This window comes from Streptomyces sp. SBT349 (assembly GCF_001083795.1).
Classification (GTDB): domain Bacteria; phylum Actinomycetota; class Actinomycetes; order Streptomycetales; family Streptomycetaceae; genus Streptomyces.
The window spans coordinates 1-13,560 of sequence record NZ_LAVK01000208.1; the positions used below are offsets into that span (position 1 = coordinate 1).

General features: G+C 74.7%; 3 protein-coding genes. All 3 read left to right on the forward strand.

The window, feature by feature from the left end; genetic code table 11:
• Positions 1-2,274, forward strand: a 2,274-nt coding sequence (locus ADY01_RS22950) for an SDR family NAD(P)-dependent oxidoreductase (protein WP_234320363.1), incomplete at its 5' end; no start/stop codon positions are given.
• A 26-nt stretch (positions 2,275-2,300) separates the two neighbouring features.
• Positions 2,301-7,244 carry a type I polyketide synthase gene (locus ADY01_RS22955; RefSeq protein WP_049576959.1) on the forward strand — a complete coding sequence of 1,648 codons (4,944 nt, stop codon included), beginning with the start codon at positions 2,301-2,303 and terminating at the stop codon, positions 7,242-7,244.
• A gap of 48 nt (positions 7,245-7,292) precedes the next feature.
• Positions 7,293-13,560, forward strand: a 6,268-nt coding sequence (locus tag ADY01_RS22960; protein ID WP_049576961.1) for a type I polyketide synthase, incomplete at its 3' end; no start/stop codon positions are given.

Here is a 13,560-nt window from a genome sequence, read left to right on the forward strand (position 1 = left end):
GGGGTTGACTGGTCGGCGGTGTGTGCGGGGGGCCGGCGGGTCGATCTCCCGACGTATCCCTTCCAGCGCGACCGCTACTGGCTGGAGCCCGAGCCGGGTCCGGTCCACGGCGACGGCACGGCCATGGACGCGGAGGACGCCCGGTTCTGGGACGCGGTGGAACGGGGAAGCGCCGAGGAACTGGCCGGAGCGCTGGGCGAGACGGACGGCGACTTCGGGCAGCGGCCCCTGAGCGCGCTGCTGCCGATGCTCTCCACCTGGCGGCGGCAGAAGCGCGAGCGCGCCACCGTCGACTCCTGGCGCTACCGCGTGGAGTGGCGCCCGGGCACCGGCCAGGTCGCCGGACCCCTGTCCGGCACCTGGTGGGTCCTCACGCCGCAGGGGCCGGCGGACACCGCGGCCAAGCAGTGCGCCGAGGCCCTTCGGGAACAAGGCGCCGACGCGGTGCTGTCGATCTCGGTGGACGGCTGCGACGTGTCCTCCGTGACCGAGCGGATCCGTGCGGGCGAGGGCGAGGCGGGCGGCGTGGTGTCGCTCCTCGGACTCGACGAGACCCCGCACGAACGGTTCCCCGTGCTGCCCCGCGGCTGGGTGGCCACCCGCGCCCTGGCACTCGACCTGGCGGAGGCCGGGTACGGCGGCCGCCTGTGGTGCGTCACCCAGGGCGCGGTGACGACCCGCCCCGACGAGGTGCAGGACGGCGTGGGCCAGTCGATGATCTGGGGCATCGGCCGCGTCGTAGGGCTGGAGTACCCCCGCCTGTGGGGCGGACTCGTGGACATCCCCGTGAGCACGGCCGACGCGCCGATGTGGGCCCAGGTCGCGCGGGCGGTCGCCGCGGAGTACGAGGACCAGGTGGCGGTGCGTTCCGACGGCGTCCGGGTGCGCAGGATCGTGCGCCCCGCCGCCGAGCCCTGGGGCACCGGCCCCGGGTGGCAGCCGTCCGGGACGGTGCTGATCACCGGAGGCACCGGCGGCCTCGGCGGCCGGGTGGCCCGCTGGGCGGCGGGCAACGGCGCCCGGCGCCTGGTGCTGACCAGCCGCAGGGGCCCGGACGCCCCCGGCGCCGCCGAGCTGCTGGAGGAACTGAAGGGCCTGGGCGTCGACGTGACCGTCGCGGCCTGCGACGTCGCCGACCCGGCGGCGCTCCGGGCGCTGGTGACCGGGATCGAGGCGGACGGGCCCCCGGTGCGCGCGGTCGTCCACACCGCGGGCCTGGCGCAGGTCGGCCTGCTGACGGAGTCGGACCTGACCGAGTGCGCCCGGGTGATGGAGGGCAAGGTGGCCGGCGCGGCCAACCTGGACGCCGTCTTCGCCGACCGCGAACTCGACGCGTTCGTACTGTTCTCCTCCATCGCCGGTGTCTGGGGCAGCGGTCGCCAGGGGATCTACGCCGCGGCGAACGCCTACCTGGACGAGCTGGCCGCGCAGCGCCGCGCCAGGGGCCTGACCGCGACGGCCGTGGCCTTCGGCCCCTGGGCCGAGGCGGGCATGGCCGTCGACGGCGAGGCCGAGGACCTGCTGGCACGGCACGGGCTGCTCTCGATGGCCCCGGAGACGGCGGTCGCGGCCCTGGCACGGGCCGTCGAGCTGAACGAGACACAGATCGCAGTGGCCGATGTGGACTGGGAGCGCTTCGCGACCGGCTTCACCTCCCAGCGGCCCAGCGCGCTGCTGAGCGAGCTGCCCGAGATGCGGGAGCTGACGGAACGCGGCGATGCCCCGGCGGCGGGCGAGCTCAGCTCCGGGGCCCAGCAGTTGGGCGAACGCCTGGCCAAGGCGTCGGAGAGCGAGCGCCGGCGCGTGGTGCTCGACCTGGTGCGTGAGCACGCGGGGCTGGTCCTCGGCTACGGCCCCGGCAAGAGCCTCGACGCCGAACGGCCGTTCCAGGAGGCCGGGTTCGACTCCCTGACCGCCGTCGAACTGCGCAACCGCCTCAACGAGGCCACCGGGGTCCAGCTGTCCACCACGGCCATCTTCGACCACCCGAGCGCCACGGCGCTCGCCGAGCACGTCCTCGGCGAGATCGTCGGCGCGGAGGCGGGAAGCGCGGGCCACATCCTCTCCGAGCTCGACCAGTTGGAGAAGTCCCTGATCTCGCTGAGCGCGGAGGAGACCGCGCAGAACGAAGTGGCCCGGCGACTGCGCATCCTGCTGTCGCGACTGGGCGGCGATACCGGTCCAGGAGAAGAGGAGACCATCGCCGGCGCGGTGGAGTCCGCCTCGGACGACGAACTCTTCGACCTTCTCGACGACCAACTCGAAACCCCGTGACGCGGCTCTGGATCAGGTGACGAAAGATGAGCAACGAAGAGAAGCTCCGCACGTACCTCAAGCGAGCCACGACGGATCTCCACAAGGCGCGCAAGCGCCTGACGGACATCGAGGACCGGCTGCACGAGCCCGTCGCGATCATCGGCATGGCCTGCCGCTACCCCGGGGGCGTGCGTTCCCCCGAGGACCTGTGGCGGCTGCTCCTGGACGGCGGTGACGCCATATCCGGCTTCCCCACCGACCGCGGCTGGGACATCGACGCGCTCTACGACCCCGACCCGGACGCCACGGGGAAGAGCTATGTCCGCGAGGGCGGCTTCCTGGCGGACGTGGCGGAGTTCGACGCCGGGTTCTTCGGGATATCGCCGCGCGAGGCGCTGGCGATGGACCCGCAGCAGCGGCTGCTGCTGGAGACCTCCTGGGAGGCCGTCGAACGCGCCGCCATCGACCCGTCCTCGCTCAAGGGCAGCGACACCGGGGTCTTCGTGGGCGCCGGCTTCTCCGGCTACGGCCGCGCGGAGGGGCAGTCGACCGAGGCCGTCGAGGGATACGCGCTGACCGGGCAGGCGACCAGCGTGCTGTCCGGCCGCATCGCCTACACCCTCGGCCTCGAAGGACCGGCGGTGACGGTGGACACGGCCTGCTCGTCCTCGCTGGTGGCGCTCCACCTCGCCGTCGCCGCCCTGCGGGGCGAGGAGTGCTCCCTGGCCATCGCGGGCGGCGTCAACGTGCTGCCGAGCCCGGACGTCTTCGTCGAGTTCAGCCGTCAGCGCGGGCTGTCCGCCGACGGCCGGTGCAAGGCGTTCGCCGCCGCCGCCGACGGAACGAGCTGGGCCGAGGGCGTGGGGCTGCTGCTGGTCGAGCGCCTCTCCGACGCGCAGCGCAACGGCCACCCGGTGCTGGCGGTGGTGCGCGGCTCGGCGGTGAACCAGGACGGCGCGAGCAACGGCCTCACCGCGCCCAACGGGCCCTCGCAGCAGCGGGTGATCCGGCAGGCGTTGGCCAACGCCCGGCTGGCGCCCCACGAGGTGCACGCGGTGGAGGCGCATGGCACGGGGACCTCGCTGGGTGACCCGATCGAGGCGCAGGCGCTGCTGGCCACCTACGGCAAGGGCCGCGACGCCGAGCAGCCGCTGTGGCTCGGCTCGGTGAAGTCCAACCTCGGCCACACCGCCGCCGCGGCCGGCGTGGCCGGCGTGATCAAGATGGTGATGGGTCTGCGCCACGGCACGCTGCCCAGGACCCTGCACGTGGACGAGCCGACCCCGCACGTCAACTGGTCCGCGGGCGCGGTGGAACTGCTGACCGAGGCCAGGCCGTGGCCCGGGGCCGACGGCTCCCGCCGCGCCGCCGTGTCGGCGTTCGGTGTCAGCGGGACGAACGCGCACGTGATCCTGGAGCAGGCTGCCGTCGCCGAGGGCGCCGGTCTTCCGGACGGTGCGGCGGACGAGGGCGCGGCCGGTGGGATGACGGTGTGGCCGCTCTCCGCCGCGGATCAGGGCGCGTTGCGGGACGCCGCGCTGCGGCTGGACGCGCTGGTCCGCGGGTCGGACGGGGTGTCGGCGCCGCGCGTGGGCCGGGCGCTGGTGGTGTCGCGCGCGGATCTGGACTGCCGCGCGGTGGTGCTCGGGCGTGGTCGTGAGGAGTTGCTGCGTGGGCTGGCCGGGCTGGGTGAGGGCAACGCCGGTGGTGGTGTGGTGACGGGGTCCCTGGTGGAGGGTGCGGGGCATCCGGTGTTCGTGTTCCCGGGGCAGGGGTCGCAGTGGGTGGGCATGGGGTTGGGGCTGGCCGAGGAGTTCCCGGTGTTCCGCGAGGCGCTGGGCGAGTGCGCCGCGGCGTTGGGCGAGTTCGTTGAGTGGGATCTGTGGGAGGCCCTGGGGTCGGGTGAGTTGCTGTCGCGGGTGGATGTGGTGCAGCCCGCTTCGTGGGCGGTGATGGTGTCGCTGGCGCGTCTGTGGGAGTCCTTCGGCGTGGCCCCGGCCGCGGTGGTGGGGCACTCCCAGGGCGAGATCGCCGCCGCCGTCGTCGCGGGCGCGCTCTCCCTGGAGGACGGGGCGCGGGTGGTCGCGCTGCGGTCGCGGGTGATCGGCGAGCGGTTGGCCGGCGGGGGCGGGATGGCGTCGGTGGCCCTGCCGGTGGACGTGGTGACCGAACGGCTCGGCGAGGCCGGCGGGGTCTCGGTGGCCGCGGTCAACGGACCCGAGTCGACGGTCGTCGCGGGCGAGGTGGAGGCGCTGGAGACGTTCGTGGCGGCATGCGAGGCGGAGGGGATACGGGCGCGGCGCATCGCGGTGGACTACGCGTCCCACTCGGCCCAGGTCGAGGTGGTGCGCGAGGAGTTGCTCGGCGTGCTGTCGGGGGTGGCGCCGCGCTCGGGCGGGGTGCCGTTCTTCTCGACGGTGACGGGTGGGGTGGTGGACACGGCGGATCTCGACGCCGGGTACTGGGTGCGGAACCTGCGGGAGCGGGTCCGTTTCGACGAGGCCGTGCGCGGGCTGCTGGGACAGGGGATGGGCGCCTTCGTCGAGATGAGCGCGCATCCGGTGCTGACGCCAGGCATCGGGGAGACCGTCGAGGCCGCGGGCGCCGAGGCCCTGGTGGCCGGATCGCTCCGCCGCGACGACGGCGGGGCCGACCGCTTCCTGCGGTCGCTGGCCGAGGGCTATGTGGCCGGCCTCCCGGTCGACTGGACCGCCGCGTTCCCGCGGGACCTGCCGGCGGTCGACCTGCCGACCTATCCCTTCCGGGGCAAGCGCTACTGGCTGGACAGCACGCCGGCCGACCCGGCGGCGACGGGCCGGCCGGCGCCGAGGGACGAGGTGGAGGCCCGGTTCTGGGACGCCGTCGAGCGCCAGGACCTCGAAGGTCTCACCGCGGATCTCGGGCTGGACACCGAGGGACAGCCGCTGCGCGAGGTGCTGCCCGCCCTGTCCTCCTGGCACCGCCGGCACCGCGAGAGGACCACGACGGAGTCCTGGCGCTACCGGGTCTCCTGGCGAACCCTCCCCGAGCCGGCCGCCCCCCGGCTCACCGGGACCTGGCTGCTCGCCCTCCCCGAGCAGCCGTCCGGCCCCTGGGCCGAGGCCGCCGAACGCGCCCTGCGTGACGCCGGCGCCCAGGTCCTCACCCTGCCCGTGGCCACCGGCACGGCCGGGCGCGACGCCCTCGGCGAGAGCATCGCCACCGCGGTCGGCGACCACCGGGACGACCTCGCCGGCGTGCTGTCCCTCCTCGCCCTCGACGAGGACAGCCACCCCGAACACCCCGCCGTACCCGCCGGCTACGCGGCCTCGCTCGCCCTGATCCAGGCCCTCGGCGACGCCAAGCTGGACGTGCCCCTCTGGGGCGCCACCCGGGGAGCCGTCTCCACCGGGCCCGGAGAGCCGCCGGAGAGCACCTCGGGGACCCTCCTGTGGGGCCTCGGACCGGTGGTCGGCATCGAGACCCCGGAGCGGTGGGGCGGCCTCGTCGACCTCCCCGAGCGGCCGGACGAGCGAGCCCTGACCCGCCTCGCCGCCGCCCTGGCCGCCGTCGACGACGAGGACCAGCTCGCCGTGCGCCCCTCCGGCCTCATGGGCCGCCGGATCCTGCGCGCGCCGCTCGGCAAAACCCGCGCGGTCCGCGCCTGGCGTCCCGAGGGCACCGTGCTGATCACCGGCGGAACGGGCGCGCTCGCCGCGCACACCGCCCGCTGGCTGGCCCGCAACGGCGCCCCCCACCTGCTGCTGCTCAGCCGCAGGGGCGCCGAGGCGCCCGGCGCCACCGAGCTGGCCGCCGAACTCACCAACCTCGGTACCGAAGTGACCCTGGCGGCCTGCGACATCGCCGACCGGGACGCCCTCGCCGCACGGATCGCCGCACTCCCCGACGACCGGCCGCTGACGGCCGTGATCCACACCGCCGCCGCGCTCCACGACGGCTCCATCGACGCCATCACCCTGGACTCGGTGGCGGGGGCCCTGCACGCCAAGGCGCGGGGCGCGCTCCACCTCCACGAACTCACCCGCGGCCTCGACCTCTCCGCCTTCGTCCTCTTCTCCAGCTTCTCGACCGCCTTCAGCGCGCCCGGACTCGGCACCTACACGCCGGGCAACTCCTTCCTGGAGGCACTCGCCGCCCAGCGCCGCGCCGAAGGGCTGCCCGCCACCGCCGTCTCCTGGGGCACCTGGGACGGCGCGGGCATGGCGGCGGGCGACGTGGCGGAACGCGGCCGGCGGCACGGCGTGTTCACCCTGCCCCCCGAGCTGGCGCTCACCGCGCTCCAGGGAACCCTCGACCACGACGAGACCCACACCATCGTCGTCGACGTCGACTGGGAGCGGTACGCGGCGATCTACACCGCGGAGCGGCCCACCCGCCGGATGGACGAACTGCCCGAGGCCCGCAGGGCCCTGGAGTCCGCGGCACAGGCCGCGGCGGCGGAGCGGACCAGCACCGTCTCCGCGCTGGTGGAACGGCTGCTGCGGCTGTCCGCCGCCGAGCGGGAGCGGGAGCTGACCGACCTGGTGCGCGACAGTTCCGCCGTGGTCCTCGGGCACGACTCCGCCGCGGCCGTCGACGCCCAGCAGCCCTTCCGCCACGCCGGATTCGACTCCCTGACGGCGGTGGAGCTGCGCAACCGGCTCAACGCGGCGACCGGACTCCGGCTGCCGGCCACCCTGGTCTTCGACTACCCGACGCCGAAGCACCTGGCCGCCCGGCTCGCGACGCTGCTGCTGCCGGACGGCACGGCCTCGGGACCCGTGATCGGCAAGCTCACGGAGCTGGAGACCGCGCTGTCCGCCCTCACGCCGGACGACGCCACCCACGAACAGGTCACCAAGCACCTCCAGAACCTGCTGTGGAGCTGGGGTGAGCGGGCACCGGAGCGTTCCCACCACGAGGACGGCGACGGCACGGACGAGGTGGACGTGGCCTCGGCGACCGCCGACGAGCTGTTCAGCATGATCGATGAGCTGGGAAACCCCTGAGTTCCCGCGCTTGTGAAGAACATCCCGGCTTTCACTGGAGAAGACACCATGGCGAACGTGCCGCCGCAGAACGAGCAGAAGCTCCTCGACTACCTCAGGCGCGCCACCGTCGATCTGCGGCGGACGCAGCAGGAACTGCAGACCGTGCGGGAACGGGAGCAGGAACCGATCGCCATCATCGGCATGGCCTGCCGTTACCCCGGTGACATCCGTTCTCCGGAGGACCTCTGGCGGATGCTCTCCGAGGGCGCCGACGGGGTCTCCCCCTTCCCCACCGACCGGGACTGGGACCTCGGCGAGCTGTACGACGCCGACCCCGACAAGGAGGGCAGGACCTATGTCGAGGCGGGCGGCTTCCTGAACGGCGTCGACCAGTTCGACCCCACCCTGTTCGGGATCTCGCCGCGAGAGGCGCTGGTGATGGACCCCCAGCAGCGGCTCACCCTGGAGCTCGCCTGGGAGGTGTTCGAACGGGCCGGGATCGACCCGCACTCCACCGAGGGCGCCGACATCGGCACCTTCGTCGGCGCCAACCCGCTCGACTACCACAGCGGGATCGGCGACACGTCGATCGGCGGCGAGGGCCACCTGGTGACCGGCAGCGCCGCCAGCGTGGTCTCCGGCCGGATCGCCTACTCCTTCGGGCTGACCGGACCGGCCGTCACCATCGACACCGCCTGCTCCTCCTCGCTGGTCGCCCTCCACCTGGCGGTCAGCGCGCTCCGCCTCGGCGACTGCTCGATGGCGCTCGCCGGCGGGGTCGCCGTGATGCCCAACCCGGCGGCGTTCATCGGCTTCAGCCGCCAGCGCGCCCTCTCCCGTGACGGCCGCTGCCGCGCGTTCTCCGCCGACGCCGAGGGCATGGGCCTGGGCGAGGGCGTCGGGCTCCTGCTGGTCGAGCGGCTCTCCGAGGCGCGCAGGAACGGGCACCCCGTCCTGGCCGTCATCCGCGGCTCGGCCGTCAACCAGGACGGCGCGAGCAACGGCCTGACCGCGCCCAACGGCCCCGCCCAGCAGCGCGTCATCGAGGCCGCGCTCGCCAACGCCCGGCTCGCCCCCGACCAGGTGGACGCGGTCGAGGCGCACGGCACCGGGACGACGCTCGGCGACCCCATCGAGGCCCAGGCGCTGCTGGCGGCCTACGGGCAGAGCAGGCCGGCCGACCAGCCGCTGTGGCTCGGCTCCCTCAAGTCCAACATCGGGCACGCCCAGGCCGCCGCCGGCGTCGGTGGCGTCATCAAGACCGTGCTGGCCATGCGCCACGGCATGCTGCCCAAGACCCTGCACGCCGACACCCCCACCCCCAAGGTGGACTGGGACAGCGGCGCCGTCACCCTGCTCACCGAGCCCACCGCGTGGCCCGAGCGCGGACGCCCGCGCCGCGCCGGGGTCTCGTCGTTCGGCATGAGCGGCACCAACGCGCACGTCATCGTGGAACAGGTCACCGACGAGGCGGTGCCCGGCGACGCCGACACCCCCGAGGAGGCGCCCGAGCCCGGGACCGGGCCGGTCGCCTGGGTGGTCTCCGGCCGCACCCCGAACGCCCTGCGCGACCAGGCCCGGCGACTCGGCACGTTCGCGGCGGACCACCCCGGGATCGGCAGTGCGCGGATCGGCAGGTCCCTGGCCACCACCCGGGCCTCGCTCGACCACCGCGCGGCCGTCGTCGGCGACACCCGCGCCGACCTGGAGGAGGCGCTGCGGCGCATCGCCGACGGCGAGCAGGAGTTGACCGGCGGCACCGCCCTGGGCACCGTCCGGGAGGGCGCGGCCCGCCCGGTGTTCGTCTTCCCCGGCCAGGGCTCCCAGTGGCTGGGGATGGCGGTGGAGCTCATCGACGGCTCCCCGGCGTTCGCCCAGGAGTTCCGCCGCGCCGCCGCGGCCGTCGAGGCCCTGGTGGACTGGTCGGCCGAGGACATGCTGCGGGGCGCCGAGGGCGACGGGGCCCTGGAGCGCGTCGACGTGGTGCAGCCCGTGCTGTTCGTGGTGATGGTCGCGCTCGCGGGACTGTGGCGTGCCCACGGGGTGCGGCCCGCCGCGGTGGTCGGCCACTCGCAGGGCGAGATCGCCGCCGCCGTGGTGGCGGGCGCCCTCTCACTCGCCGACGGCGCGCGGATCGTGGTGGAGCGGAGCCGGGTCATCGGCGAACGGCTCGCCGGCCGGGGCGGGATGGCCTCCCTGGCGCAGGGCCGGGCGGCGGTGGAGGACCTGCTCGCCGACTGGGACGGGCGGCTCTCGGTGGCCGCGGTCAACGGCAGCGGATCCACCGTGGTGGCCGGCGACATCGAGGCCCTGGACGGATTCACCGCCGCCTGCGAGGGCCGGGGCATACGGATCCGGCGCATCCCGGTGGACTACGCGTCGCACTCGCCCCAGGTGGACGAGGTGGCGGACGAACTGCTCGGCGTGCTGGCCGGCGTCAGGCCGCGCTCCTGCGACGTGCCGTTCTACTCGACCGTCGAGGGCGGGGTGGTCGACACGGCGCTGCTGGACACCGCGTACTGGGTGCGCAACCTCCGGCGGACCGTCGAGTTCTCCGCCGTGACCGAACAACTGGTGGCGGCGGGCCACCGGGTCTTCATCGAATCGAGCCCGCACCCGGTGCTGACGATGGCGGTCGAGGAGACCGCGGGCACCGAGACCGCGACCGTCGGGTCGCTCCGCCGGGGCGACGGCGGACCGCGGCGCTTCCTGCTGTCCCTCGCCGAGGCGTGGACCCACGGTGTCGCCGTGGACTGGACCGCGCTGCCCACCGGAGGCGACACCCGCCCGGTCGGCCTGCCCACCTACCCGTTCCAGCACGAGCGCTACTGGATACAGAACGTGGACGCCGACGTCCGGCAGGCCGTCGGCGCACCCGACGTCGTCGAGACCAGCTTCTGGGACGCCGTCGAACGGCAGGACCTGGACGCGCTGTCCGAGACGCTGGACTGCGACGGCGGCCAGCTGACGGAGGTGCTCCCCGCGCTGGCCTCCTGGCGGCGCCGTCACCGCGAGCGGGCGGCGCTCGACACCTGGCGCTACCACGTCTCCTGGCAGCGAGTCGCCACCAGGGCGACGGCCCGGCTCACCGGCACCTGGCTGCTGGTCCTGCCGGACGGCCTCGCCGGCCACCCGTGGGCCGAGGGCGGCGCGCGGGCCCTGCGGGAGCACGGCGCCCAGGTCCGCCACCTGACCGTGCCGGACGCCCTCGACCGCGCCGCCGGCGCGGCCGCCCTCGGCACGGCCCTCGCCGAGGAGCCCGGCGACCTCGCCGGCGTCCTCTCCCTGCTGGCCCTCGACGAGCGCACCGCCCCCGCCGCCCCCGCGCTCACCGCGGGAACGCTCGCCAACCTCGCCCTGCTCCAGGCCCTCGGCGACCGGGGGGTGAACGCGCCCCTGTGGTACGCCACCAGCGGCGCCGTCTCCGTCGATGACGCCGACCCTCTCGTCAGCCCGGCGCAGGCCCCCACCTGGGGGCTCGGCCGCGCGGGCGCGGTCGAGTACCCCCAGCGCTGGGGCGGGCTGATCGACCTGCCCGGGACCGCGGACGAGGCGTCGCTGACCCTGGTGGCCACGGCCCTGGCCGGGGAGACCGGCGAGGACCAGGTCGCCGTGCGCCCCCGAGGGCTGGTCGCCGCGCGCCTCACCCGCGTCCCCCGGTCGGACGCCGCGCCGGACCACGGCTGGAGGCCGCCGCGCGGCACCGTGCTGATCACCGGGGGCCTGGGCGGCATCGGAACCCACGTCGCCCGCTGGCTCGCCCGCGAGGGCGCCGAGCACATCCTGCTGACCGGCAGGCGGGGGCCCGACACCCCCCACGCCGACGAACTCGCCCGCGAGCTGCGCGCGTCGGGCGCCGAGGTGACGGTCGCCGCCTGCGACGTCTCCGACCGGGACGCGGTGGCCGGCCTGCTCGCCGGGATCCCCGGCGACCGCCCGCTGACCGCCGTCTTCCACACCGCGGGAACGCTGGACGACACCATCGTCGACTCGCTCACCCCGGAGCGGGTCCAGGGCGTCGCCGGTGGCAAGGCCCTGGCCGCACGGCACCTGCACGAGCTGACCGAGGGCCTGGAGCTGTCCGCCTTCGTGCTGTTCTCCTCGCTGGCGGCCCTCCTTCCCAACGTGGGCCAGGCCAACTACTCGGCCGCCAACGCCTACCTGGACGCGCTGACCCTGCACCGCCGCGGCCTCGGCCTGCCCGCCACCTCCGTGCTCTGGGGCTCCTGGGGCGGCGGCGGACTCACCGAGGGCGAACTCGGCGAACGGCTGCGCGGCGACGGCGTGCTCCCCATGGCGCCCGGCCTCGCGATCGCCGGCCTCTCCCGCGCGCTGGCGGACGACGACGGCCTGCTGGCCGTGGCCGAGGTGGACTGGGAGAAGGCGGCACCCCAGGCGGTGAGCGTGCGGCCCAACCAGCTGCTCACCGGAGTCCCCGAGGCCAGGCGCGCCATCGCGGCCCGCGACGAGGACCGCGAGGAGGGCGGGGACCGTTCGGAACTGGCCACGCGTCTCGCCCCGCTCAGCGAGGCCGACCGGGACCGCGAACTGGTCGCGCTCGTCCGCACCCAGGCCGCCTCGGCCCTCGGCCACACCGACAGCGACGCCCTCTCGGGCACCCGCCCCTTCAAGGACCTGGGCGTCGACTCCCTCATCGCCGTCACCCTGCGCAACAACATCAGCCGCGTCACCGGGCTGCCGCTGCCCGCCACGCTGGTCTTCGACCATCCGACCCCGGCCGAGCTGGCGCGCTTCCTCAAGGAGCGCCTCCTCGGCGAGACCGCCGAGCGGCGGCCCACCCGGCCCGCGCTCGCCGCCCCCGCGAACGACGACCCGATCGCCGTCGTCGCGATGGCCTGCCGCTTCCCCGGCGACGTCCGCTCCCCGGAGGACCTGTGGCGGCTGGTCGCCGAGGGAGGCGACGCGGTCGGGGACTTCCCGACCGACCGCGGCTGGGACGTGGACGGGCTCTACGACCCCGACCCGGACGCGCCCGGCAAGACCTATGTCCGCCAGGGCGGGTTCGTCCATGACGCCGCCCTGTTCGACGCCGGGTTCTTCGGGATCTCGCCGCGCGAGGCGCTGACGATGGACCCGCAGCAGCGGCTGCTGCTGGAGACCTCCTGGGAAGCCGTCGAACGGGCCGGCATCGACCCGGCCTCCCTCAAGGGCACCGCGACCGGCGTCTTCGTCGGCGGCGGGCACCGCGGCTACGTCAACGCCGACGGCGATCTGCCCGAGGGCTCCGAGGGCTTCCTCATGACCGGCAACGCCTCCAGCGTCATCTCGGGCCGGGTGGCGTACACGTTCGGCCTCGAAGGCCCCGCGGTGACGGTGGACACGGCCTGTTCCTCCTCCCTGGTCGTCCTGCACCAGGCCGTGCAGGCGTTGCGGCAGGGCGAGTGCACCATGGCGCTGGTCGGCGGCGTCGTGGTCATGCCGGACGTCGACGTCTTCGTGGAGTTCAGCCGTCAGCGCGGACTGGCCGCGGACGGCCGGTGCAAGGCGTTCGCCGAGGGCGCCGACGGCACCGCCTGGGCGGAGGGGGTGGGTGTGCTGCTGGTGGAGCGGTTGTCGGATGCGCGGCGGCTGGGTCATGAGGTGCTGGCGGTGGTGCGTGGTTCGGCGGTGAATCAGGATGGTGCGAGCAATGGGCTGACGGCGCCGAACGGTCCGTCGCAGCAGCGGGTGATCCGGCAGGCGCTGGTGAACGCGGGGTTGTCGGCGGGTCAGGTGGATGTGGTGGAGGCGCATGGCACCGGCACCTCGCTGGGTGATCCGATCGAGGCGCAGGCGTTGATGGCGACGTATGGCCAGGAGCGGTCGGAGGACCGTCCGCTGTGGCTGGGATCGGTCAAGTCCAACATCGGCCACACCCAGGCCGCCGCCGGCATCGCCGGGGTGATCAAGATGGTCATGGCGCTGCGTCACGGCGTCCTGCCCAGGACCCTGCATGTGGAGGAGCCGTCCTCCCACATCGACTGGTCGGCCGGCGCGGTGGAGCTGCTGACCGAGACCATGCCCTGGCCGGAGACCGGCGAGCCCCGGCGGGCCGGCGTGTCCTCGTTCGGATTCAGCGGCACCAATGTCCACGTCGTCCTGGAGCAGGCCCCCGCGCCCGACCTCGCCGAGGAGGAGCCGGAGCCCGAGGCCCCGGCGTCCCCGCGGGTTCTGCCGTGGGTCCTCTCCGCGCGGAGTGAGGGGGCGTTGCGGGAGCAGGCGGTGCGGTTGGGTGAGTGTGTGGGGGATGGGGTTGATGGGGTGGATGTGGGGTGGTCGTTGGGTGTGACGCGGTCGGTGTTCGAGCATCGGGCTGTGGTGGTGGGGTCTTCGG

What these genes read in the sequence shown, in the direction of transcription:
- ADY01_RS22955 (WP_049576959.1), top strand. Translation starts at nt 2,301, where the DNA reads ATGAGCAACGAAGAGAAGCTCCGCACGTACCTCAAGCGAGCCACGACG.